We start from the raw sequence: 25,263 nt of genomic DNA on the forward strand, positions 1-25,263 counted from the left end.
GAACTCAGCAGTGAAACGATGCATCGCCGATGGTAGTGTGGGGTTTCCCCATGTGAGAGTAGGTCATCGTCAAGATTAAATTCCGAAACCCCAATTGCGAAAGCAGTTGGGGTTTTGTTTTGCCTGCGAGAAAGTTCTTACAGCCTTCGCAGACCTCGTCCGGCTGTCACAGCCGGCCGACAATGCTAAGGTTCTGCCTCGGCTTTAGCGATTTTCCAAGGAATCCATATGTCGGACGCCCAGTCCCTCAACGCTGCATTCATGGTGGTTCAGAGTAACAGTCTCGATGAGCTGCGCAGCCTTGTGGTCAGCATCATGCGGCGCTATCCACTCGCACCCTTGGAGAACGAAATCGCTTTGGTACAAAGCAACGGCATCGCCCAATGGCTCAAACTGGCATTGGCTGAGGATCCCGAAGACGACGACCTTGGCGGTTGCGGAATCGCTGCGGCGATTGACGTGCAACTACCCGGCAGTTTCATGTGGCAGCTCTATCGCATGGTATTGGGACGAGAAGAAATTCCGGCTAAATCCCTGCTCGACAAAGCCCCGCTGACCTGGCGCCTGATGCGTCTCTTGCCACAGGTAATCGACCGCGCCCATTTCGAGCCGCTGCAACGCTTCCTCACCCACGACAGCGATCTGCGCAAGCGCTATCAATTGTCAGAGCGTCTGGCCGACCTGTTTGACCAATATCAGGTCTACCGGGCCGACTGGCTGGAAGATTGGGCGGAAGGCCGCCACCAACTGCGCAATGTGCGAGGTGAAATCAAACCTCTGCCACCGACCAGTTGCTGGCAGGCCGAGTTGTGGCGAGCGCTGCTGGATGACGTCGGCGAACAAGGCATGGCGCAGAGTCGTGCCGGCGTGCATCAACGCTTCATGGAACGCATCAACACTCTTGATGAGGCTCCGGCTTCACTGCCACCGCGTGTGATCGTTTTTGGTATTTCTTCGCTACCCGCGCAGGTACTTGAAGCGCTCGCCGGTCTGGCACGTTTTAGCCAGGTATTGCTTTGCGTACACAACCCCTGTCGCCATCACTGGGCCGATATCGTCGCCGACAAGGATCTGCTGCGGCATCAATACAAGCGGCAACAACGCAAAAGCGGGATGCCAGTGGTACTTGACGCCGAGACCCTGCATCAGCACGCGCATCCGTTGCTGGCCGCTTGGGGCAAGCAAGGTCGCGACTATATCAACCTGCTCGACAGCTACGACGACCCCAACAGCTACCGCGCAGCCTTTCGTGACGGCCGCATCGACCTGTTCAGCGAAGTCCAGCCCCGCAACATGCTTAATCAGCTGCAGGATGACATTCTTGAGTTACGCCCCCTCAACGAGACACGCGAACTCTGGCCAGCGGTCGATGCAACCCAAGACCATTCAATACGTTTTCACATCGCCCACAGCGCCCAGCGCGAAGTCGAAATCCTGCACGATCAACTCCTGGCGCGTTTCAGCGCTGACCCGGCTCTACGCCCACGGGACGTGATCGTGATGGTCCCGGATATCGACAGCTATGCCCCGCATATCCGCGCGGTTTTCGGTCAGCTCGATCGATTTGACCCGCGCTTCATTCCTTTCACTTTGGCGGACCAGGGCCAGCGTGGACGTGATCCGTTGCTAATCGCGGTCGAACATTTGCTCAAATTGCCGGACAGTCGTTTCCCGGTCAGTGAGATCCTCGACCTGCTCGATGTCCCGGCCCTGCGTGCGCGATTTGGCGTAGAAGAACGCGACCTGCCAACTTTGCATCGCTGGATCGAAGGCGCCGGCGTGCGTTGGGGCATGAGTGCCGAGCAACGGGCCGGTCTCGGTTTGCCGGAGGAACTGGAGCAGAACAGCTGGCATTTCGGCCTGCGCCGAATGCTGCTGGGCTACGCCGTCGGCAGTGCCGACGCATGTGCAGGTATCGAGCCTTACGACGAAATTGGTGGGCTTGATGCTGCCCTGATCGGTCCACTGGTGGCTCTGCTGGATGCCCTGGAAATCGCTCATCGGCAACTCACGCAACCGGCTCAACCGAAAGAGTGGGGGCTGCGTTTGCAGGCGCTGATGCAGGTGTTCTTTCAGGCGAGCAACGAGCACGACGACTACCTGCTGACCCAACTGGAGGAGCTTCGCGAAACCTGGCTCGAGACCTGCGAGGCGGTCGGGCTGACTGACGAACTGCCGCTGACTGTCGTGCGCGAAGCCTGGCTCGCCGGGCTGGATCAGGGCCGTTTGTCGCAACGATTCCTCGCCGGTGCGGTGAATTTCTGCACCTTGATGCCGATGCGTGCCATTCCTTTCAAGCTGGTATGTCTGCTGGGCATGAACGACGGCGATTATCCGCGCGCGCAGCCGCCGCTGGACTTCGATCTGATGGGCAGCGATTACCGACCTGGGGATCGCTCACGACGTGAAGACGATCGTTACCTGTTACTCGAAGCGCTGTTATCCGCACGCACTCAGCTCTATATCAGTTGGGTCGGTCGCAGCATTCGCGACAACAGCGAACGACCTGCCTCGGTGCTCATCGGCCAGTTGCGCGATCACCTCGCCAGCGGCTGGCGTTCAATCGACCCAAGCCAGGATCTGTTAGACGCGCTGACCGAAGAACATCCCCTGCAACCTTTCAGCGCCCGCTATTTCCACGAAGGCGAGCAACTGTTCAGCTACGCCAGCGAGTGGCAGGTATTACATCAAGAGAAAGCGCAACAAAGCGAAGCACTGTTACTCGCGCCATATGTTCAAGAGGAACCGTTGACGCTGGCATTGCTGCAGGATTTTCTGCGGAACCCGGTTCGGCATTTTTTCACTCAACGCCTAAACGTGTATTTCGAGGCCGCGCAAGCACCGCTGGCCGATGAAGAACCTTTTGTGCTGGACGCGCTGCAGCGCTACACGCTCAGCGACAGCTTGCTGGAAGCCGCACTCAGCCAGCCGGACAATATCGATCAGGCGCTGCAAGCCCGGGCGCTGCGCCTGCAAAACAGTGGTCTGCTGCCCATGGCCGGTTTTGGCGAATGCCTACAGCATGAACTGATCGAACCGCTACCGGATCTTCTGCAGCGTTATCAACAGTTGCTGACGTTATGGCCGACGCCGTTGACCAGTGCGATCCCGGTCAGTCTCGACCTGCAGGGTTCGCGGCTGGAGGGCTGGCTCGCAAACCTGCATCAACGCGCCGATGGCGGACTACTGTCAGTCACCACTATTCCCAACAGCATCGGCTCGATCAAAACGCGCAAGTGGCACCGGCTGACCAAACCGTGGGTCACCCATCTGGTCGCCTGCGCCAGCGAGCATGCGCTGACCACGGCATTGGTCGCCAGTGATGACACGTTGTTGCTGGAGCCAATGGAGCGAGACCGAGCGTTGCGTTTGCTCGGTGACCTGCTTCTTGCGTGGCAATCAGGCATGCGCCAACCCTTGCCGATTGCGATAAAAACCGCGTTCGCCTGGTTGTCTCAAACTGACCCGGTCAAAGCCGAAGCCGCTGCGCGAAAAGCCTATGACGGTGACGGCCAGACCAGCAACGGCGAGCGGCGTGAAAGCCCGGCACTGCTCCGGCAATTTCCCGACTTCGATGCATTGTTGGCAGACGAAACCTTCACCGGCTGGTGCGACGCGTTGTACCGCCCATTATTCGAAGCGCCGTGGCGTTCCTTGTCCAGCGAAGGTGCGCGCGCATGAGTACGAAAACACCCTTGGCTCTGGCCTTCCCGCTGCGCGGCAGTCAGTTGATCGAAGCAAGCGCCGGCACCGGTAAAACCTTTACGATCTCGGCACTGTATCTGCGCCTTGTTCTCGGTCATGGCGGCGAGACAAGCGGTTTCGCACGCGAACTGCTACCGCCACAGATCCTCGTAGTGACGTTTACCGACGCTGCCACCAAAGAGCTGCGTGAACGGATTCGGACACGCTTGGCTGAGGCCGCGCGGTTCTTCCGCGACGAAATTGTTGCCCCCGACGGACTGATTGCCGAGCTGCGCGAACAGTTCGATCCGCAGCAATGGCCGGGCTGTGCCAACCGCCTCGATATCGCCGCGCAGTGGATGGACGAAGCCGCCGTCTCGACCATTCACAGCTGGTGTCAGCGCATGCTGCGTGAGCATGCGTTCGACAGCGGCAGCCTGTTCACGCAGTCGCTGGAAACCGATCACAGCGATCTGCTCGGCGAGGTGCTGCGCGATTACTGGCGGCTGTTCTGCTACCCGATGCAGGGCGATGCGCTGAACTGGGTGCGCAGCAATTGGGGTGGCCCCGCAGCGTTGTTGCCTCGGGTACGCGGCTTGTTCGCCAGCGAGCGTGACACCGATGAAGGCAAGGTGCCTGCGGAGCTGATCGCCGAATGTTTGCTGGAGCGGCGAGCGGCGTTGGTCGAACTGAAAGCGCCTTGGCGTGATTGGGCAGACGAACTGCTCGCGCTCTGCCATGAAGGCGTCGCCAGCAAAACCGTCGATGGCCGCAAGATGCAGGCGCGTTATTTCGAGCCCTGGTTCGAGAAACTCAAGACCTGGGCCGCAGACGAGGCGCTTGAGCAACTGGACATTGGCACCGGCTTCACCCGTCTGACACCCGAAGGCATGGCCGAGGCCTGGAAAGGCCAGGCCCCGAGTCATCCGGGGCTGGACGCCATGTCCGCACTCAAATCGAGCCTCGACGCATTGCCGACGCCCGATGCCGCTGTTCTGCAACACGCTGCCAAGTGGGTCGGAGCACGCTTCGAAGAAGAGAAGCGTCGCCGCGCAGAAATGGGATTCGACGACATGCTGTTGCGTCTGGATGCAGCGCTGCAATCGGAGGGCGGCGAGCGTCTGGCGACGCTGATTCGCGAGCAGTTTCCGGTAGCGCTGATCGACGAATTCCAGGACACCGATCCGGTGCAATACCGCATCTTCGAAAGCATCTACCGCATCGAAGACAATCACCCTGACACCGGCCTGTTCCTGATCGGCGACCCCAAACAGGCGATCTACGCCTTTCGCGGTGCCGACATCTACACCTACTTGCGCGCACGCCAGGCCACTACCGGCCGCTTGCATACGCTCGGCACCAACTTCCGCTCCAGCCACGGCATGGTGACAGCGGTTAATCACGTATTCGAACGCGCCGAGTCCCGAGAGCAGGGACGCGGCGCGTTTTTGTTTCGCGAAAGAAATGGCGAGAACCCGGTACCGTTTCTCCCGGTCGAGTCTCAGGGACGCAAGGAAACGCTGCGGATTGCCGGGCAAGACGTCGCGGCACTGAATGTCTGGCTATTGTCTAGCGATCAGCCGCTGTCCGGCGCGGTCTATCGCCAGCAAATGGCCGCCGCCTGCGCCAGTGAAATCACCGCACTGCTCAATGGCGGGCAAAACGGTAGCGCTGGTTTTGTTCAGGCAGAAGACTTCAGAGGTCTGCGTCCTTCTGACATCGCGATCCTCGTCCGCGACGGTAAGGAAGCCCAGGCCGTACGCGCCGAACTCGCCGCCAGAGGGGTGCGCAGTGTTTATCTGTCAGACAAGGATTCGGTGTTCGCCGCGCAAGAGGCGCACGACCTCCTGGCGTGGCTGAAGGCTTGCGCCGAACCCGATGTCGAACGCTCGCTCAAGGCTGCGCTGGCCTGCACCACATTGAACCTGCCGCTGATCGAGCTGGAGCGCCTGAACCAGGATGAAATGGTCTGGGAAGCCCGGGTCATGCAGTTCCGCGGCTATCGCGAGCTCTGGCGCAAACAAGGCGTGTTACCGATGTTGCGCCGCCTGCTTCACGATTTCCATTTGCCGCAGACCCTGATGCAGCGCAGTGACGGCGAGCGCGTGCTGACCAACCTTTTGCACCTGTCGGAGCTGATGCAGCAAGCCGCTGCTGAACTGGACGGCGAGCAAGCGCTGATCCGCCATCTGGCCGAGCTGCTGGCACTGTCCGGTCAGGCCGGTGAAGAGCAGATTCTGCGTCTGGAAAGCGACGAGCAACTGGTCAAAGTGGTGACCATCCACAAATCCAAGGGTCTGGAATATCCGCTGGTGTTCCTGCCATTCATTTGCTCGGCGAAACCGGTGGATGGCAGCCGTTTGCCGCTGCATTACCACGACGCTGCGGGCAAGGCGCAGATCAGCCTCAAGCCGACCCCCGAGTTGATCGCCCTGGCTGACGATGAGCGTCTGGCCGAAGATCTGCGTCTTTTGTATGTCGCGTTAACGCGCGCGCAGCATGCCTGTTGGCTGGGCGTCACTGATCTCAAACGCGGCAATAACAACAGCTCGGTGCTGCACCTGTCAGCGTTGGGTTATTTGCTCGGTGGCGGTGCCGCTTTGGGCGAGTCCAGCGAATTGAATCGCTGGCTGCGGGATCTGCAGCAGGACTGCGCGGCGATTGGCATCGGCGAAATGCCTCAGCCCACTGATGAGCATTACCAGCCGCCGCGCAATGAAGCAGTGCTGCGAGCGACGCTACGGCCCAAGCGCAAAGCCAGTGAAAACTGGTGGATCGCTTCCTATAGCGCCCTTCGCATCAGCGACATAATGAGCATCGGCAGCGACGAAGCACCGGACAGTCCGCAGGCGCAAAAGCTCTTCGACGACGAGCGCCTCGACCCCGACGCACCCCGCGAAATCATCAGCGGTGGCGCCGATATCCACCGTTTTCCCCGTGGCCCCAATCCCGGCACCTTTCTGCATGGCTTGCTCGAATGGGCGGGCGCTGAAGGTTTTTCGGTTACCCGCGAAGCGCTGGAAGATGCGATTGCCCGGCGTTGCAACCTGCGCGGCTGGCAAGGCTGGATTACCACGCTGACTGACTGGCTGCAGCATTTGCTCAAGTCGCCGTTGCCGATCGCTGGCGGGCAACCGCCGGTGGTTCTTGAGCAACTGAAGCAATACCGCGTCGAGATGGAGTTCTGGTTCGCCAGCCACAAAGTCGACGTGCTCAAGCTCGATGAACAGGTGCGCCAGCACACCCACAATGGCGTCGCCCGGGTGGCGGCGGAGCCGGTACAACTCAACGGCATGTTCAAGGGCTTTATCGACCTGACCTTCGAGCACGCTGGCCGTTATTACGTCGCCGATTACAAATCCAACTGGCTCGGCGTGGATGATCAGGCCTACACCGTGCAGGCGATGGAACAGTCGATCCTCGACAACCGTTACGACTTGCAATACGTGCTATATCTGCTGGCGTTGCATCGCCAGTTGCAGGCGCGGCTGGCGGATTACGATTACGACCGCCATGTCGGTGGGGCGCTGTATTTGTTTCTGCGCGGTACGCGTGCGGAAAATCACGGCGTGTACTTCGTGCGTCCACCACGGGAATTGATCGAACGCCTCGACCGGATGTTCCAGGGCAAACCCGAACCCAAGTCCGAGCCCGCCTGGGAACAGGGAGTCCTGCTATGAGCCGCACATTCGCCGATCTGCTGCCGACACCGCTGGAAGCGGACAGCCTGTCGAAACTCTCGCCGCTGACCCGCGCCGATGATTTGCTGTTGTTGCTTAGCCGTTGGGTCGAGCGCGGTTGGCTGCGCGCGCTGGACCGCGCCTTTGTCGCTTTTCTGTATGAACTCGAGCCCGAGACCGACCCGTTGGTGCTGCTGGCGGCGGCGTTGACCAGTCACCAGCTCGGCCATGGTCATGTGTGTCTGGATTTGTTCGAAACCCTCAAGGCGCCGGATTTTGCCCTGTCACTGCCGCCCGAAGGCGATGTGCAGGGCGGTGTGTTGTTGCTGCCTTCGCAATTGCTCGAAACGCTCGATGGAGCCCATTGGTGCAAAGTGCTGGCAAGCAGCTCGCTGGTCGCGCTGGCCGCTGATGCCAGTGACACAGCGCAGACACGCCCGTTGGTGCTGTCCTCGAAACGCCTGTACTTGCGCCGCTACTGGACCTACGAACGCCGCATCGATGCAGCGTTGCGCCAACGCTTGATGCAACAGGAGCCGACGCCAGATGACCTGCCGCAGCGCCTCAATGGATTGTTCGGCGGCGCGGAACCCGCAGCTGTCATCGATTGGCAGAAACTCGCCTGTGCTCTCGCTACGCGCAGCGCCTTCAGCATAATCACTGGCGGCCCGGGCACGGGGAAAACCACTACGGTGGTGCGCTTGCTCGCGTTGCTGCAGGCACCGGCCGTCGAGGCTGGCCATCCGCTGCGCATTCGTCTGGCCGCCCCGACCGGCAAGGCCGCTGCACGTTTGACCGAGTCGATCAGTCAGCAAGTGCAATCACTGCAAGTCGCCGAAGCGGTGCGCGCGGCGATCCCCAGCGATGTGACCACCGTGCACCGTTTGCTCGGCAGTCGACCGGGCACCCGGCATTTCCGTCACCATGCCGGCAACCGCCTGCCGCTGGATGTGCTGGTGGTCGACGAAGCTTCGATGATCGACCTGGAAATGATGGCCAACCTCCTCGACGCCATGCCGGCCCATGCGCGGTTGGTATTGCTGGGCGATAAGGATCAACTGGCCTCGGTAGAGGCCGGTGCGGTGCTGGGCGATCTGTGCCGTGACGCCGAGGGCGGTTGGTACAACCCGCAGACGCGGCAATGGCTGGAGTCAGTCAGTGGCGAGTCGTTGCAGGGCAGTGGTTTGCGTGAGGACCGCGACGGCACCCATCCGCTGGCGCAACAAGTGGTGATGCTGCGGCACTCGCGCCGCTTCGGCGAGGGCAGCGGCATCGGTCAGCTCGCGCGCCGGGTCAATCAGCAATTGGCCGATGAAGCGCGACAGTTGCTCGCGGCCGGCAGCTACGACGACGTGTATTCGCTGCCGCTCAAAGGCGAGCACGATCACAAGCTCGAACGCCTGCTGCTCGAAGGTCACGGCAATGGCCCGCAAGGTTACCGCCATTACCTGAGCGTACTGCGCGATCAGCGTCCACCATCGACGCGGCCTCTTGAGCATGCGGACTGGACGGATTGGGCGCGGGAAGTCTTGCAGGCGTTCGATACGTTCCAGTTGCTGTGCGCGGTGCGCAAAGGGCCGTGGGGCGTTGAAGGTCTGAACCAGCGCATCACCGCTGCGTTGCTCAAGGCGCGTCTGATCGAGAGCGATCAGCAGTGGTATGAAGGTCGGCCGGTGCTGATGACTCGTAACGACTATGGTCTGGGCCTGATGAACGGCGACATCGGCATCGCCCTGAAACTGCCCGAGCGTGAAGGCGCAGAGATCGGCAAAACCGTTCTGCGCGTGGCCTTCCCGCGTAACGATGGACAGGGCGGCGTGCGCTTCGTGTTGCCGAGTCGGCTCAATGATGTCGAAACCGTGTACGCCATGACGGTACACAAATCCCAGGGCTCGGAGTTCGCCCACACGGCGCTGATCCTGCCGGATGCGTTGAACCCCGTGCTGACCAAGGAACTGATCTACACCGGAATCACTCGCGCCCGGCACTGGTTCACCTTGATCGAGCCGCGTGCCGGTGTGTTTGAGGAGGCGGTGCTGCGCAAGGTCAAGCGGCTGAGCGGGCTGATGTTGGAGCTGGAGGAGGGTGCCGAGCTTCGGGGATGAACCGCTGGATGATCGGCAACGATTACTGACCAACCGGTCAGAGGCAGGCGCCTCGCTGGTGTTCTGGCGCTGTGCTATCGTTGCGGCATCATTTCGTTACGCTCCAAGAGAATCCCTCCATGAAGGTGGCCGTCTGGGCGACACAGCGTGTGGTGGCCTGCCAGCACGCATTGCTGATCGTTTTGCTCTGGTTGTTCACGGGCAGCGCCATCGCCCAAGCGCAAACCGGGCCGGCCGAGCAACGGGCCAAAGCGGTCACGCAAGTGGTGCTTGGCATTCTCAGCTATGCACGCTGGCCGGTGGAACCGGCGCAGTTGCGCCTGTGCATCGTCGGCCCCACCGAATACACCGATGACTTGGTCAAAGGCACCACCCAAGCCACGGGCCGGCCGGTGGCTGTGCGGCGTCTGCTGGCGGACAACCCGGGCATCGTCAGCGAATGCGATGCGGTGTACATCGGCAAGCTCACCGCCGATGAACGCAGTCGCCTGTTTGCATCGTTGATCGGGCACCCGGTGCTGAGCATCAGCGAAGCAGACGATCAATGCACCGTCGGCAGTCTGTTCTGCCTGCGCGTTGGCGATGAGCAAGTGTCATTCGAGGTCAATCTCGACTCCGTGGCTCGCAGTGGTGTGCGCATACACCCCAGCGTGTTGCAGTTGTCCCGTCGCAAAGCGGCGGCGCCATGAAGCTGTTCAGTTGGAAGGCTCGCCCCACTCTTGGCTCGGTCATCGGCCGTGGACATTTGATTGTCGCGCTGGTGGCGGTGGCAATGGCCAGTGTTTCGCTGACCTTGCTGGGCGTGCTGGCGCTGCGGGTATATGCCGATCACAACCTGCACTTGATCGCCCGTTCGATCAGCTACACCGTCGAAGCGGCCGTCGTGTTCAATGACAAAGCGGCGGCAACCGAAGCGCTGGCGATCATCGCTTCCACCGAGGAAGTGGCAGATGCCCGAGTGCTGGACGCGCAAGGCCAATTGATCGCGCAATGGCAGCGCGTCGAGACCGGCTTGTTCTCCGAGCTGGAAATGCAGATCACCCGCGCTCTTCTGGAAAAACCGGTCAGCCTGCCGATTGAGCATCAGGACCGCGAAATCGGTCGGGTCCTGCTCATCGGTCACGGCGGCAGCCTGATGCGCTTCCTGCTCAGCGGCCTGGCCGGGATTGTGCTCTGCACCGCGATCAGCGCCTGGGTCGCGCTTTATCTGGCGCGGCGGCAGTTGCGCGCGATCATCGGCCCTTTACACAGCCTCGCCGCCGTCGCCCACGCCGCCCGTAGCGAACGAGCGCTGGATCGGCGCGTGCCGCCGGCGCAAATCGCTGAACTGGATAACCTGGGCAACGACTTCAATGCCTTGCTCGGCGAACTCGAGTCGTGGCAAACCCATCTGCAAAACGAAAACGAAACTCTCGCTCACCAAGCGACCCACGACAGCCTCACCGGTTTGCCCAATCGTGCGTTTTTCGAAGGCCGCTTGATGCGCGCCTTGCGCAACGGCAAAAAACACGATGAGCGGGTCGCCGTGCTGTTTCTCGACAGCGACCGCTTCAAAGGCATCAACGATAACTTCGGCCACGCCTCGGGCGACGCCGTGCTGGTGGCCATCGCCAATCGCGTGCGAGCGCAATTGCGCGAGGATGATCTGGTCGCGCGGCTGGGCGGCGACGAGTTCGCCGTGCTGCTTGCGCCACTGCACACGGTCGAAGACGCTGAGCACATCGCTGACAAGATTCTCGCCAGCATGGACATGCCGATCACCCTGCCCGGCGACAGCAGTGTAGTGACCTCGCTCAGTATCGGTATCGCCGTCTATCCCGATCATGGCGCCACGCCGGGTGCCTTGCTCAACGCAGCCGACGCGGCGATGTATCAGGCCAAGCGCCTGTCGCGTGGCGCGCAATTCACCGCCGGGTCGGAGCGCCCGGTCGATTCCGTTCACACCAGGAGCTGATGCCCGTGTTCACACTTCCCTTTCGACTGTTTTCCGCATTGTTGCTGATCACCGCGCTGACCCTGAGCGGTTGCCAGACCGCCCCGCAGAAAGGCCTGACACCGGCGCAGGTCGCCGTGCTCAAACAGCAGGGTTTCGAATTGACCGACGACGGTTGGGAATTCGGCCTGTCGGGCAAAGTGCTTTTTGGCAGCGATGTGGAAAGCCTGAACGCAGCCAGCACGGAAATCGTCGAACGCATCGGCAAGGCGCTGCTCGGCGTGGGGATCGAGCGGGTGCGCGTCGATGGCCACACCGATGCGTCCGGCAAGGAAACCTACAATCAGCAACTGTCGCTGCGCCGGGCCAAGAGCGTTGCCAACGTCCTCGGCACGGTCGGCATGAAGCAGGAAAACATCCAGCTGCAAGGCCTGGGCAGCAGCGAACCGGTGGCTTCCAACGACACCGCAGCGGGGCGTACGGAAAATCGCCGGGTGTCGATCGTGGTCAGCGCCGACTAATCGGCAAAGCGCATCTCCCGCGTTTCACCCATCAACAACGCCTGATTACACTCAGTCACCTCACGAATGTAATCCCACAACAACGTAATCCGCTTCAACTTGCGCAAATCCTCCCGGCAGTACATCCAGAACTGCCGGGTGATGTCGATTTCCTCCGGCAACACCGGCAACAATCGCGGATCCTGCGCGGCGAGAAAGCACGGCAGGATCGCCAGCGAGCGCCCCTGCTGTGCGGCGACGTATTGCGCGATCACGCTGGTGCTGCGCAAGTTTGCGCTGGCGCCGGGCAGCACGTTGGCCAGGTAGAGCAGCTCCGAGCTGAACGCCAGATCATCCACATAACTGATGAATTGATGCTTGCTCAAGTCGGCCGGGCGGCGGATCGGTGGGTGTTTGTCCAGATAGTCCTGGGTTGCGTACAGCTGCAAGCGGTAGTCGCAGAGTTTGCAGCAGACGTACGGCCCGTGCTCCGGCCGCTCGAGGGCGATGACGATGTCGGCCTCGCGCTTGGACAGGCTGATGAAGTGCGGCAGCGGCAGGATGTCCACCGAGATTGCCGGGTAGGCGTCGACGAAGTGGCTCAACTGCGGGGTGATGAAGAAGCTGCCGAAGCCTTCAGTACAGCCCATGCGCACGTGTCCGGACAGGGCAACGCCCGAGCCCGAGACTTGCTCGCAGGCCATGTGCAACGTGCTTTCGATCGACTCGGCATAACCGAGCAAGCGCTGGCCTTCGGTGGTCAGGACGAAGCCGCTGGTGCGGGATTTTTCGAACAGCAATGTGCCCAGCGCCGCTTCCAGCGAGCTGATCCGTCGCGACACCGTGGTGTAGTCGACAGCCAGGCGTTTGGCGGCGGTGCTGGCCTTGCGAGTGCGGGCGACTTCAAGGAAAAACTTCAGGTCGTCCCAGTTCAGCGAGCCTAGCGAGGTGATGTTTTTTTGCATGATGGTCGGGCTTATATGTGCGTTCTTATTAGAAGTTTGCACATCTATACTCCAAAAACAGTCCGACAACCAATTCGTGACACACGCCTCATCTCAAGGCGAACCTTTCGCCTTGGCTCCTACGATAAAAACAAGTTCTGGAGACCAGCATGAACGCATCGCTTACGCCCAACGACACCACGCTGCAAAAGGTCAAACTGCTGATCGACGGCGAATGGGTCGAGTCGCAGACCACCGAGTGGCACGACATCGTCAACCCGGCCACCCAGCAAGTGCTGGCCAAGGTTCCGTTCGCCACCGCCGCTGAGGTCGATGCCGCTGTCAGCGCCGCCCAGCGTGCCTTCCAGACCTGGAAACTGACCCCGATCGGCGCGCGGATGCGCATCATGCTCAAGCTGCAAGCGCTGATCCGCGAGCACTCCAAGCGCATCGCCGTGATCCTCAGCGCCGAGCAGGGCAAGACCATTGCTGATGCCGAAGGCGATATTTTCCGTGGCCTGGAAGTGGTCGAGCACGCGTGCTCGATCGGCACCCTGCAAATGGGCGAATTCGCCGAGAACGTCGCCGGCGGCGTCGACACTTACACCCTGCGCCAGCCGATCGGCGTCTGCGCCGGCATCACGCCGTTCAACTTCCCGGCGATGATTCCGCTGTGGATGTTCCCGATGGCGATCGCCTGCGGTAACACCTTCGTGCTCAAGCCGTCGGAACAGGATCCGCTGTCGACCATGCTGCTGGTGGAACTGGCCATTGAGGCTGGCGTTCCGGCGGGCGTGCTCAACGTCGTTCATGGCGGCAAGGATGTGGTCGATGGCCTGTGCACGCACAAGGACATCAAAGCCGTGTCGTTCGTCGGTTCGACCGCTGTCGGCACCCACGTGTATGACCTGGCCGGCAAACACGGCAAACGCGTGCAGTCGATGATGGGCGCAAAAAACCACGCTGTGGTGCTGCCGGATGCCAATCGCGAGCAAGCGCTGAATGCCTTGGTCGGCGCCGGTTTCGGTGCCGCCGGGCAACGTTGCATGGCGACGTCGGTGGTGGTGCTGGTCGGTGCCGCAAAACAGTGGCTGCCAGACCTGAAAGCGCTGGCGCAGAAACTCAAGGTCAACGCCGGCAGCGAGCCGGGCACCGATGTCGGCCCGGTGATTTCGAAAAAGGCCAAGGCGCGGATCCTTGAACTGATCGAAAGCGGCATCAAAGAAGGCGCCAAGCTTGAGCTCGATGGTCGCGACATCAGCGTGCCGGGTTATGAACAAGGCAATTTTGTCGGCCCGACCCTGTTCTCCGGGGTGACCACCGACATGCAGATCTACACCCAGGAAATCTTCGGCCCGGTGCTGGTGGTGCTGGAAGTCGACACCCTCGATCAGGCGATCGCGCTGGTCAACGCCAACCCGTTCGGTAACGGCACAGGGCTGTTCACCCAGAGCGGTGCGGCGGCGCGCAAGTTCCAGACTGAAATCGACGTCGGTCAGGTCGGCATCAACATCCCGATTCCGGTACCGGTACCGTTCTTCAGCTTCACCGGTTCGCGCGGTTCGAAACTCGGCGACCTCGGCCCGTACGGCAAGCAAGTGGTGCAGTTCTATACGCAGACCAAAACGGTCACGGCGCGCTGGTTCGATGACGACAGCGTCAACGACGGCGTGAACACCACCATCAACCTGCGCTGAGGATTCGATCATGAAAATCGCATTTATCGGGCTGGGCAACATGGGCGCGCCGATGGCGCGTAACCTGATCAAGGCCGGCCACTCGCTGAACCTGGTCGACCTGAACAAAACCGTGCTGGCGGAACTCGAGCAACTGGGCGGCACCATCCGCGCTTCGGCCCGCGAGGCGGCGGAAGATGCCGAACTGGTGATCACCATGCTCCCGGCGGCTGTGCACGTGCGCAGTGTCTGGCTGGGTGAAGAGGGCGTGCTCGCCGGCATTCGCCAAGGCGTGCCGGCGGTGGATTGCAGCACTATCGACCCGCAGACCGCCCGCGACGTTGCAGCGGCCGCCGCCAAACACGGCGTGGCCATGGCCGATGCGCCGGTCTCCGGCGGCACTGGCGGCGCGACGGCTGGGACGCTGACCTTCATGGTCGGCGCTACCCCGGAACTGTTCGCTACCCTGCAACCGGTGCTGGCGCAGATGGGCCGCAACATCGTGCATTGCGGTGAAGTCGGCACCGGCCAGATCGCCAAGATCTGCAACAACCTGCTGCTGGCGATCTCGATGGTCGGCGTCAGTGAGGCGATGGCGTTGGGCGATGCGCTGGGGATCGACACCGGCGTGCTGGCCGGGATCATCAACAGCTCGACCGGCCGTTGCTGGAGTTCGGAGATGTACAACCCGTGGCCGGGCATCGTCGAAACGGCGCCGGCCTCGCGCGGTTATACCGGTGGTTTCGGCGCGGAGCTGATGCTCAAGGATCTCGGCCTGGCAACGGAAGCGGCGCGGCAGGCGCACCAGCCGGTGGTGCTCGGCGCGGTGGCGCAGCAGTTGTATCAGGCGATGAGCCAGCGCGGTGATGGTGGGAAAGACTTCTCGGCGATCATCAACAGCTATCGCAAGCCGCAGTAATCGCGATCAGCCCTTGTGGTGAGGGGATTCATCCCCGTTGGGTTGCGCAGCAGCCCCCTGGATTGTGTCAGGTAAACCGAGTGCTCAGGTTTTGCGACTGCTGCGCAGTCGAGCGGGGATAAATCCCCTCGCCACAGGTTTTAGCAACGCCGGGACATTTGCCGGGAAATCACGTCGGGTGATTTCCCGGCTTTTTTGCATCAGGCGAAGACGAAATACTTGCGCACGGTCTCGACCACTTCCCACGTGCCCTTCATGCCCGGCTCAACCACGAAGATATCGCCGGCGCGCAGGTGGATCGGCGCCATGCCGTCCGGGGTGATCACGCAGTAGCCTTCCTGGAAATGGCAGTACTCCCACTTCACATAATCGACGCGCCACTTGCCCGGTGTGCAGATCCAGGTGCCCATGATCTTGCTGCCGTCTTCGCTGGTGTAGGCGTTGAGGTTGACGGTGTGCGGGTCGCCTTCGAGTTTTTCCCACTTGCAGGCGTCGAGTACCGGCAGCGGGTGAGTGTCGCGCAGAACGGTGATAGGGGCGGTCGCGGTCATGGGGACTCCGGGCAGGTGGACTTGAGAATTGAAGTCGCACCCTATAGCGGCCGGTCGTCACTCAGTTGTCTGGGGTCGACATCGGAGTGCTCAGAAACGCGCGCAGCAATGAGTGCTTGTAACAGCGCTTGGGCATAACCCGGCAGCGCGGCGAAGTCTCTCGCGCAGAGTAATAACCTGCGGCGCGCCCATGGCTCATTCAGAGTCACGCACTTGAACTGCTCGAGCATCGCGCGTTGGACAGCGGCCAACGGCACGATGGCCAGGCCGGCGCCACGGGCGACCATGCGCATCGCGCCATCAAAACCATCGGCGCGAATGCGCACCTGCATTCGTGCGCCGCTGTGCAGCGCCTGTTCTTCCAGATAAATCGCCAATGCGCTGTCGGCGCTGAGTCCGACAAAGTCGTGCTGCAACGCGTCGCTGAAACTGACCTCGGCGGCGTCAGACAATGGATGATCGAGCGGCAGAATCAGCACCAGCGGATCGTCGCGAAACGCTTGAGTCTGTAGGCCGTTGGTGTCGACCGCGTCGGACACAATCCCCAGGTCCGCTGCGCCTTCACGCAAGGCATGGGTGATCCGCGCGCTCGGCAGTTCCTGTAGATCGATGTCGAGATTGGGATGGCTGCGCAGGAAATCCGCGAGCAGTTCCGGCAGGTACTCGGTGATCGCCGTGGTGTTGCACAACAGCCGCACCTCGCCTTTGACGCCTTGCGCATAATCGGCAAGGTCCTGCTGCATGCGTTCGGCCTGTTGCAAAAGGATGCGCGCATGGCGGGCGAGGGCTTTGCCGGCAGGCGTCGGGGTGACGCCACGGCGGCCGCGCTCGAGGAATTCAGCGCCCAGCGAGGCTTCCATCGCGCGGATTCGGGCACTGGCGGCGGCGAGGGAGAAGTGGCTGCGGGCGGCGCCGGCGGTGATGTTGCCGGTGTCGAGAATGTGCAGGTAGAGGCGCAGGTCGGTGAGGTCGAAGTGCATGGGGTTTGCCTCTGATTTTTATGGTGTGTGGGCTGGCCCTTTCGCTGGCAAGCCAGCTCCCACAGGTTTCTTGTTGTTCTCTAAATGGATGAACAACCGAGATTCTGTGGGAGCTGGCTTGCCAGCGATGAGGCCAGATGCATCACTGCAAAGATCAGCCTCTTGCAAAGGAAGAGGCTGCCTCAGTATATGGCAGATTTTCCCCCAGCCCGGATCAGTGCACATTACCCCAATGCAAACACTAACCGACTTCTACCAAACCCTCGGCCTGACCCTGTCTATACTGGTCATCGCCACCTTCCTCCTCGCCGGCACGGTCAAAGGCGTGATTGGCCTCGGCCTGCCCACTGTCGCCATGGGCCTGCTCGGTCTGGCTATGGCGCCTGCTCAGGCAGCCGCGCTGTTGATCATTCCGGCGACCCTGACCAACCTCTGGCAACTGGCCTTCGGTGGCCACCTGAAAAGCCTGATCAAACGTCTCTGGCCCATGCTGCTGCTGATCTTCCTCGGCACCGGCATCGGCACCCTGTGGATCGGCATGGCCGGCGGCCATTGGGTGGTGCGCGGACTTGGCGCGGCGCTGCTGCTGTACGCATTGAGCGGATTGTTCTTGCCCACGCTACGCGTCAAATCCGGGCATGAATCGTGGCTCGGCCCGCTGTGTGGCCTGATCACCGGCGTCATCACCTCCGCCACCGGCGTCTTCGTGATTCCGGCGGTGCCGTACCTGCAAGCGCTGGGGCTGAGCCGCGATGAGCTGGTGCAGGCGCTCGGCCTGTCCTTCACCGTCTCGACCCTGGCGCTGGCCGCTGGGCTGCTCTGGCACGGCGCACTCGGCGGTGGCGAATTGAGCGCCTCGCTGCTGGCGCTGATCCCGGCCATGTTTGGCATGTGGCTCGGTCAGTGGCTGCGTCAGCGCATCAGTGCGGTGCTGTTCAAGCGCGTGTTCTTTATCGGACTGGGCGCGCTCGGCGCCCATTTGCTGATCAGCGGCTAGCCGAGGATTCGCTGAGCATGTCGATCGCGCGGATATCGAAATCGCGCTCCAGATAGTCCATGCGCCTAGCGAAAAACGCTTTCATGTGCGGCAATGCCGAGTGCTCATCCAGATGCGCCTGGCTGGCCCAGATCTCGTAGAAGATAAACAGCGTCGGATCCTGCTGGTCGCGCAGCATGTGGTACTCGATGCAGCCCGGTTCGGCGCGGCTCGGCGCCACGTAAGCACGGAACAGCGCTTCGAACTCGGCGGCTTTTTCCGGGCGGGTCTTGGCGTGCAGGATGAAACCCTGGCGTTCACTCATCACAACTTCCTCGAATGCAGAAAGCGCTGAATGCTACGGCAACAATTGGCGATCGATTCGTGCGTTTTGGTCAAATGTATTTTGCGTCGATGTGGCTGTTTCCGCGCGAGATCGATGGTTAATCTGCCGCCATTCCAATTCCTGTTTCAGCCTTGAAGGCTGCGCCGAGGTTTTCCGATGAAAAAAGTGCTGCTGCTCAATGGCGGTAAAAAATTCGCCCACTCCGATGGCCGCTATAACACTACCCTGCACGAAACCGCGCTGAGCGTGCTCGATCGCGGCGGTGTCGACGTCAAGACCACGTTTATCGACGAGGGCTATGACGTTGCCGAAGAAGTGGCCAAGTTCCTCTGGGCCGACGTGATCATTTATCAGATGCCGGGCTGGTGGATGGGCGCGCCGTGGACGGTGAAAAAGTACATCGACGAAGTCTTCACCGAAGGCCACGGCAGCCTCTACGCCAGCGACGGTCGCACCCGTTCCGATGCTTCGCAGAAGTACGGCAGCGGCGGTCTGATTCAGGGCAAGCAATACATGCTGTCGCTGACCTGGAACGCGCCGCAGCAAGCCTTCGATGACCCGACTGATTTCTTCGAAGCCAAAGGCGTGGACGCGGTGTACTTCCCGTTCCACAAGGCCAACGAGTTTCTGGGCATGACCGCACTGCCGACCTTTCTCTGCGTCGACGTAATGAAGCGTCCGAACATCGACAATGATGTAGTGCGCTATGAGCAGCATCTGACTGAGGTGTTTGGCCTCAAGGCTTGATGGGTTTCGGGCTACTATCCGGGTACAGCAAAAGATCGCAGCCTGCGGCAGCTTCTACAGGGGGCATGGCTACAGGCTGCGATCGGCGATTCCAGCGAGGACACCCGTGAAAGCCAGATCCGATGAGTTGCAGATTTTCGTCTGTGTGATCGAGTGCGGTTCGATTTCCGCCGCCGCCGAGCAGGTCGGCCAGACGCCGTCGGCCGTCAGTCGCACGCTGTCGAAGCTCGAAGCCAAGCTCGACACCACGCTGATCAACCGCACCACGCGGCGCATGGACCTGACCGAGGAGGGCAAGTATTTCTTCGAACAGGCCAAGCTGATTCTCGATCAGATGGATCAACTCGAAGAGCGTCTGTCTTCGCGCCAGCAAACTCCGTCCGGACGCCTGCGCATCAATGCCGCCTCGCCGTTCATGCTCCACGCCATCGTCCCCTACATCGACGAATTCCGGCAGCTGTACCCGGACATCCAACTCGAACTCAACAGCAATGACTTGATCATTGACCTGCTGGAACAAAGCACCGACGTCGCCATCCGCATCGGCACCCTCGCCGATTCGACGCTGCATGCGCGTTCGCTCGGTTGCAGCCCGTTGATGATTGTTGCCAGCCCTGCCTATTTGAAGAAGCATGGTGCGCCCCGGCAGGTCGCGGATTTGAGCGAACATACGCTGCTCGGCTTCACCCAGAACGAAGGCCTCAACCAATGGCCGCTGCGCTATGTGCACGGCGACCGCTGGCCGATCAGCCCGGCAATCAGCGCTTCCAGTGGTGAGACCGTGCGCCATCTGGCGCTGGAAGGGCAGGGCATTACCTGTCTGTCGCACTTCATGACCATCGACGACATCCGTGCCGGGCGCCTGAAAGTCCTGCTCGGTGAATTCAACAGCGGCTACCGCCAGCCGATCAACGCCGTGTACTACCGCAACTCGCAACTGGCGTTGCGCATTCAGTGTTTCCTCGACTTTATCCAGAGCAAACTCGCCGCCTACGCCAGCGCCGAATTCAAGGGCTGATTCGTGATCCCTGCGCAAGAGTGAATTGGCCGAGGGCGGGTTTTTCGCCTGAGTTCATCGGCCGATACTCGCTGCATCACTTATTCACGCAGGGAGTTCCTCCATGAACGTATTCGTTACCGGCGCGGCCGGTTTTATCGGCGGTTCCATCGCCACCGGCCTGGTGCAGGCCGGGCACAACATCACCGGCCTGGTGCGCAGCGCCGAGCAGGCTGGTGAGCTGAAAGCACTGGGCATGAACGCGGTAATCGGCACCCTCGATGACAGCCAATTGCTGGCGCAACAGGCCCGTGCTGCCGATGCCGTCATCAACGCTGCCAGCAGCGACCATCGCGGTGCGGTGGAAGCGTTACTCGGCGCTTTGCGCGGCTCGAACAAGGTCTTTCTGCACACCAGCGGTTCGAGCATCGTCGGCGACGCTTCCGGCGGCAAATCCAGCGATGACATTTACTACGAGGACAACCTGCCGGAGCCGACTGTCGACAAGGCCGATCGCGTAGCCATCGACAACCTCGTGCTCGCGGCGGCGCAGGATGGCGTGAACTCGGCGGTGATCTGCAACACCCTGATCTACGGCCACAGCCTGGGCGTCAACCGCGACAGCGTGCAACTGCCGCGACTGCTCAAGCAGGCGCGCAAAAGCGGCGTCGTTCGCCACGTCGGAACAGGGCAGAACATCTGGTCCAACGTGCACATCGAAGACGTCGTCGCCCTGTATCAGCTGGCGCTGACCAAAAACGTGCCCGGCACTTTCTACTTCGTCGAGAGCGGTGAAGCCTCGTTCATCGACATGACCACCGCCATGGCCGAAGCCCTCAATCTGGGCGAACCGCAAGACTGGCCATTGCAAGACGCCGAAGCCGAATGGGGCTATGAAATGGCCAACTACGGCCTCGGTTCCAACAGCCGCGTACGCGGAAAACACGCCCGCGACCTGCTGGGCTGGACGCCGAAGCGCACGTCGGTGGTGGAATGGATTCGTAACGAAATGGTGTGAGTCCAGCGCGCACCGAGTGAAGCCATTCGCGAGCAGGCTCGCTCCCACAGGTTGACCGCGTTCTGCCTGAACGAATGTGATCAAAAACTGTGGGAGCGAGCCTGCTCGCGAATGCGTCGTGTCAGTCAAATGATCTTGTTTTGACCCACCGCAATCGCGAGCAGGCTCACTCCTACAAATTGACCGCGTTCTGACTGGAGGAATGTGATCAAAAACTGTGGGAGCGAGCCTGCTCGCGAAAGCGGTGGGTCAGTCAATGAAGAGGGTGAATGTGAAGCGGTCTTCGCGAGCAGGCTCGCTCCCACAGAGTTAAGTGGAGATTTGAAATGCCATGAAAATCCCGCCCTCCGATTTTCATTAATCACGATACGCCATACCCATCAGCGACACACCTTGTCTCTCCACGAAAATTACTTTCATGCGGTTTGAAATCTCTATCTCGAAATGATTTATGAGTTTCACAACCCATTCGAACGTGACCCTTTCGAGGAGTACCGCATGACGCCTTCCCTCGGCTATTGGCTGCTGGTCTACGCCGCCGTGGCCATCATCGCGCTGATCGTGTTGATCGCCCGTTACCGGCTCAATCCGTTCATTGTCATCACCCTGATTTCCCTGGGCCTTGCGCTGGTGGCCGGGATGCCGCCGTCGGCGGTGGTCGGTGCGTATGAGGCGGGTGTCGGCAAGACGCTGGGGCATATTGCGCTGGTGGTGGCGTTGGGAACGATGCTCGGCAAGATGATGGCCGAGTCCGGCGGGGCCGAGCAGATGGCGCGCACGCTGATCGAGAAATTCGGTGAGAAGAACGCGCACTGGGCGATGGTCTGCATCGCGTTTCTGGTCGGCTTGCCGCTGTTCTTTGAAGTCGGTTTCGTCTTGCTGGTGCCAATCGCTTTCACCGTGGCGCGCCGCGTTGGTGTGTCGATTCTGATGGTCGGGCTGCCGATGGTCGCCGGCCTTTCGGTGGTGCATGCGCTGGTGCCGCCGCACCCGGCGGCGATGCTCGCGGTGCAGGCCTATCAGGCCTCGGTCGGGCAGACCTTGCTGTACGCGATCGCGATCGGCATTCCGACCGCAATCATCGCCGGCCCGCTGTACGCGAAATTCATCGTGCCGCGCATTCAATTGCCGGCGGACAATCCGCTGGAAAAGCAATTTCTCGAGCGCGAGCCGCGCGACAAATTGCCGGGTTTTGGCATTACGATGGCGACCATTCTGCTGCCGGTGGTGCTGATGTTGATCGGCGGCTGGGCTAACCTGATTTCCACCCCCGGCAGCGCGTTCAACCAGTTCCTGCTGTTCATTGGCAACTCGGTGATCGCGCTGTTGCTGGCGACTTTGCTGAGCTTCTGGACGCTAGGGATTGCCCAAGGTTTCAACCGCGAATCGATCCTCAAGTTCACCAACGAATGCCTCGCGCCCACCGCCAGCATCACCTTGCTGGTCGGTGCTGGTGGCGGCTTGAACCGGATTCTGGTGGATGCCGGCGTCACCGATCAGATCGTCGGCCTCGCTCACGAATTTCACCTGTCGCCACTGATCATGGGCTGGTTGTTCGCTGCGCTGATGCGGGTTGCCACTGGCTCGGCCACCGTGGCGATGACCACCGCATCGGGCGTTGTTGCGCCGGTGGCCATCGGTCTGGGTTATCCACATCCTGAGCTTTTGGTGCTGGCGACCGGCGCGGGCTCGGTTATCTTTTCCCACGTCAACGACGGCGGCTTCTGGTTGATCAAGGAATACTTCAACATGACGGTCGCGCAGACGTTCAAGACCTGGACCGTGCTCGAGACGCTGATTTCGCTGGTCGCTTTCGCGCTGACCGTCGGCCTTTCCTACCTGCTGTAACCGGAGCCCGCCGCCCATGGACATCCTCTACCAGATCCGCGCCCGCCAGGATTCCTTCAGTGCCGGCGAGGGGCGCATTGCGCGGTTGATGCTCGACGATGTCGGCTTTGCCGCCAGCGCCAGCCTCGAAGACCTCGCACAACGCGCCGAGGTCAGCACCGCCACGCTGTCGCGCTTTGCCCGCACGGTCGGCTGCCGCGACCTGCGTGATCTACGTCTGCAACTGGCCCAGGCCAGCGGCGTTGGCAGCCGGTTTCTCGACCCGGCGGGCACGCCCGAGCAGTCGGCGTTCTACGGGCAGATTGTCGGCGACATCGAAACCACGCTGCGCCAGCATTTGGCCGGTTTCGATGAATCGCGCTTCGCCGACGCAGTGAAATTGCTCAGCCAGGCGCGGATGATTCACGCGTTCGGCATGGGTGGTTGCTCGACCCTGTGCGGCGATGAATTGCAGGTGCGTCTGGTGCGCCTCGGTTACCCGATTGCGGTGTGTCATGACGCGGTGATGATGCGCGTGACCGCCGCCAGTCTGAACGCCGAGCAAGTGCTGATCGCCTGCTCGCTGACCGGCATCACCCCGGAGCTTTTGGAAACCGTGGAGCTGGCGCGCAATTACGGCGCGCGCATCCTCGCCATCACTCGCGGCGATTCACCACAGGCGGAACTGGCCGACGTCGTCCTGCCGCTGCAAGGCGCGGAAACCTCGTTCATCTACAAACCGACGGCGGCGCGCTACGGCATGCTGCTGGCCATCGACGTGCTCGCCACCGAACTGGCGCTGGCCAGCCCTGAAGACAATCAAGAACGTCTGCGGCGAATCAAACTCGCCCTCGACGAATACCGTGGCGGCGACGATCACCTGCCGCTGGGAGACTGACATGCAGTACGACACCCTGATCCGCAACGCGCTGGTCATCGACGGCAGCAACACGCCCGGCTATAAGGCCGACGTGGCAATTCTCAATGGCCGCATCGAGCGCATCGGCGATCTGCCTGACGCCAGCGCCAGCGAAGAAATCGACGCGGCCGGCCGGGTGCTGGCGCCGGGTTTCATCGACGTGCACACCCACGACGACACCGTGGTCATCCGCCAACCCGAGATGTTGCCCAAGCTCAGCCAGGGCGTGACCACGGTGATTGTCGGCAATTGCGGCATCAGCGCTTCGCCAGTGAGTTTGAAGGGCAATCCGCCGGACCCGATGAACCTGCTCGGCAGCGCAGCGGCGTTCGCCTATCCGCGCTTCAGCGACTACCGCGCCGCCGTCGAAGCGGCCAACACCACGTTGAACGTCGCCGCGCTCGTCGGCCACACGGCGCTGCGCAGCAATCACCTCGACGACTTGTTCCGCACCGCGACTCCCGACGAAATCACCGCCATGCGCGCGCAGTTGCGCGACAGTCTCGAGGCCGGCGCGTTGGGTTTATCCACAGGCCTGGCCTACGCCAGCGCCTTCAACGCGTCCACCGATGAAGTCATGCAACTGACCGAAGAACTGACGGCGTTCGGCGCGGTGTACACCACCCATCTGCGCAGCGAATTCGCCCCGGTGCTGGAGGCGATGGACGAAGCATTTCAGATCGGCCGACACGCGCAATCGCCGGTGATCATTTCCCACCTCAAATGCGCTGGTGTGGGTAATTGGGGGCGCAGTCCGCAATTGCTCGCAGCGCTGGAAGAGGCAGCGAAAACCCATCCGGTCGGCTGCGATTGCTACCCGTACGCGGCGAGTTCTTCGACGCTGAATTTGAAGCAAGTCACCGACGCCCACCGCATCACTATTACCTGGTCGACGCCGCACCCGGAAGTCAGCGGGCGCGACCTGATCGACATCGCAGGCGAATGGAATCTGTCGCTGGAACAAACTGCGAAACGTCTACAACCGGCCGGGGCGGTGTACTACGGCATGGACGAGGCCGATGTCAGAAGAATCCTCGCCCATCCGCTTTCGATGGTCGGTTCTGACGGACTGCCCGAAGACCCGTTCCCGCATCCGCGCCTGTGGGGCGCTTTCCCACGGGTACTGGGCCATTTCAGTCGCGACGTCGGGTTGTTTCCACTGCACACCGCCGTGCACAAGATGACCGGCCTGTCGGCGACGCGTTTTGGCTTGCAGGAAAGGGGCGAGATTCGTGAAGGGCATTGGGCGGATCTGGTGTTGTTTGATCCGGCGACCGTGCGTGACGTGGCCGATTTCAACGATCCGCAACGGGCGGCGCAGGGGATTGACGGGGTTTGGGTCAACGGCGTGTTGAGCTATCGCGACGGGCAGGCGAATGGGGCGAGGGCAGGGCGGTTTCTTGCGCGACAGGGCGACCTGCGCGACCACTTTCGTTAAAGATTCGTGGTGTGCGTCACAGT

Annotated in this window: 19 protein-coding genes and 1 rRNA gene; 16 read left to right on the plus strand and 4 right to left on the minus strand. The window is 61.4% G+C overall.

The features are described from left to right. The 7 genes from rrf to V8J63_RS12170 all read left to right on the plus strand — a co-directional run. A 5S ribosomal RNA gene (rrf, locus tag V8J63_RS27795) occupies positions 1-75 on the plus strand; the annotation flags it as partial. 153 nt (positions 76-228) lie between these two features. After that, positions 229-3,681 (plus strand): exodeoxyribonuclease V subunit gamma, encoded by a 3,453-nt coding sequence (gene recC / locus V8J63_RS12145; protein ID WP_336464104.1) that lies wholly within the window; start codon positions 229-231, stop codon positions 3,679-3,681. Continuing rightward, the gene (recB, locus tag V8J63_RS12150; RefSeq protein ID WP_336464105.1) at positions 3,678-7,364 is read left to right on the plus strand and encodes an exodeoxyribonuclease V subunit beta; all 3,687 of its coding nucleotides are present in this window, start codon (positions 3,678-3,680) and stop codon (positions 7,362-7,364) included. Before recC ends, recB begins: the two co-directional genes overlap by 4 nt. Continuing rightward, the gene (gene recD, locus V8J63_RS12155; RefSeq protein WP_130927347.1) at positions 7,361-9,469 is read left to right on the plus strand and encodes an exodeoxyribonuclease V subunit alpha; all 2,109 of its coding nucleotides are present in this window, start codon (positions 7,361-7,363) and stop codon (positions 9,467-9,469) included. The genes recB and recD overlap by 4 nt, the downstream gene beginning before the upstream one ends. A gap of 119 nt (positions 9,470-9,588) precedes the next feature. Next, on the plus strand, positions 9,589-10,158 hold the full coding sequence (locus tag V8J63_RS12160; protein WP_024011482.1) for a YfiR family protein: 570 nt from the start codon (positions 9,589-9,591) through the stop codon (positions 10,156-10,158). Beyond that, positions 10,155-11,423 (plus strand): diguanylate cyclase domain-containing protein, encoded by a 1,269-nt coding sequence (locus V8J63_RS12165; protein ID WP_136491891.1) that lies wholly within the window; start codon positions 10,155-10,157, stop codon positions 11,421-11,423. The genes V8J63_RS12160 and V8J63_RS12165 overlap by 4 nt, the downstream gene beginning before the upstream one ends. Continuing rightward, positions 11,423-11,923: an OmpA family protein gene (locus V8J63_RS12170; RefSeq protein WP_177421632.1), complete on the plus strand. Its 501-nt coding sequence runs from the start codon at positions 11,423-11,425 to the stop codon at positions 11,921-11,923. The genes V8J63_RS12165 and V8J63_RS12170 overlap by 1 nt, the downstream gene beginning before the upstream one ends. On the opposite strand, the gene V8J63_RS12175 is transcribed toward V8J63_RS12170, so the two are convergent. Next, positions 11,920-12,867, minus strand: coding sequence for a LysR family transcriptional regulator (locus V8J63_RS12175; protein ID WP_125917982.1), 948 nt, complete (start codon positions 12,865-12,867; stop codon positions 11,920-11,922). The two genes, V8J63_RS12170 and V8J63_RS12175, sit on opposite strands and share 4 nt — an antisense overlap. 149 nt (positions 12,868-13,016) lie before the next feature. Here V8J63_RS12175 and V8J63_RS12180 point away from each other — a divergent pair, with 149 nt between their 5' ends. Beyond that, on the plus strand, positions 13,017-14,543 hold the full coding sequence (locus V8J63_RS12180) for a CoA-acylating methylmalonate-semialdehyde dehydrogenase (protein WP_136491893.1): 1,527 nt from the start codon (positions 13,017-13,019) through the stop codon (positions 14,541-14,543). A 10-nt stretch (positions 14,544-14,553) separates the two neighbouring features. Further along, positions 14,554-15,441 (plus strand): 3-hydroxyisobutyrate dehydrogenase, encoded by an 888-nt coding sequence (mmsB, locus tag V8J63_RS12185; protein WP_016770578.1) that lies wholly within the window; start codon positions 14,554-14,556, stop codon positions 15,439-15,441. A 200-nt stretch (positions 15,442-15,641) separates the two neighbouring features. Here the strand turns inward: mmsB and V8J63_RS12190 are convergent, their stop codons facing one another. Next, on the minus strand, positions 15,642-15,992 hold the full coding sequence (locus V8J63_RS12190) for a cupin domain-containing protein (RefSeq protein ID WP_016770579.1): 351 nt from the start codon (positions 15,990-15,992) through the stop codon (positions 15,642-15,644). A 41-nt stretch (positions 15,993-16,033) separates the two neighbouring features. Beyond that, positions 16,034-16,972 (minus strand): LysR family transcriptional regulator, encoded by a 939-nt coding sequence (locus V8J63_RS12195; protein WP_336464106.1) that lies wholly within the window; start codon positions 16,970-16,972, stop codon positions 16,034-16,036. A gap of 232 nt (positions 16,973-17,204) precedes the next feature. Between V8J63_RS12195 and V8J63_RS12200 the strand changes: the two genes are divergently transcribed. Next, positions 17,205-17,969, plus strand: a complete 765-nt coding sequence (locus tag V8J63_RS12200) for a sulfite exporter TauE/SafE family protein (RefSeq protein WP_336464107.1) — start codon at positions 17,205-17,207, stop codon at positions 17,967-17,969. On the opposite strand, the gene V8J63_RS12205 is transcribed toward V8J63_RS12200, so the two are convergent. Continuing rightward, entirely contained in the window at positions 17,959-18,273 is a 315-nt protein-coding gene (locus V8J63_RS12205) for a putative quinol monooxygenase (protein WP_125917859.1), read from the minus strand. The genes V8J63_RS12200 and V8J63_RS12205 overlap by 11 nt on opposite strands. Before the next feature lie 177 nt (positions 18,274-18,450). On the opposite strand from V8J63_RS12205, the gene V8J63_RS12210 reads away from it, so the two are divergent. The 6 genes from V8J63_RS12210 (at position 18,451) to V8J63_RS12235 (ending at position 25,240) form a co-directional block, all read left to right on the plus strand. Then, complete coding sequence (locus tag V8J63_RS12210; RefSeq protein WP_016771795.1) at positions 18,451-19,041, plus strand: NAD(P)H-dependent oxidoreductase; 591 nt, start codon at positions 18,451-18,453, stop codon at positions 19,039-19,041. A gap of 106 nt (positions 19,042-19,147) precedes the next feature. Beyond that, a complete protein-coding gene (locus V8J63_RS12215; RefSeq protein ID WP_336464108.1) occupies positions 19,148-20,059 on the plus strand; it encodes a LysR family transcriptional regulator in 912 nt (303 codons plus the stop codon). Positions 20,060-20,162: 103 nt separating this feature from the next. After that, positions 20,163-21,056 carry an NAD-dependent epimerase/dehydratase family protein gene (locus V8J63_RS12220; protein ID WP_336464109.1) on the plus strand — a complete coding sequence of 298 codons (894 nt, stop codon included), beginning with the start codon at positions 20,163-20,165 and terminating at the stop codon, positions 21,054-21,056. Between the two features lie 498 nt (positions 21,057-21,554). Then, entirely contained in the window at positions 21,555-22,904 is a 1,350-nt protein-coding gene (locus V8J63_RS12225) for a GntP family permease (RefSeq protein WP_024011491.1), read from the plus strand. Positions 22,905-22,920: 16 nt separating this feature from the next. Next, positions 22,921-23,781 (plus strand): MurR/RpiR family transcriptional regulator, encoded by an 861-nt coding sequence (locus V8J63_RS12230; protein ID WP_336464110.1) that lies wholly within the window; start codon positions 22,921-22,923, stop codon positions 23,779-23,781. Position 23,782: 1 nt separating this feature from the next. Beyond that, a complete protein-coding gene (locus V8J63_RS12235; protein WP_336464111.1) occupies positions 23,783-25,240 on the plus strand; it encodes an N-acyl-D-amino-acid deacylase family protein in 1,458 nt (485 codons plus the stop codon). Positions 25,241-25,263: the final 23 nt, after the last annotated feature.

This window comes from Pseudomonas sp. CCNWLW23, from assembly GCF_037095675.1.
GTDB classification, from domain to species: Bacteria; Pseudomonadota; Gammaproteobacteria; order Pseudomonadales; family Pseudomonadaceae; genus Aquipseudomonas; species Aquipseudomonas atacamensis.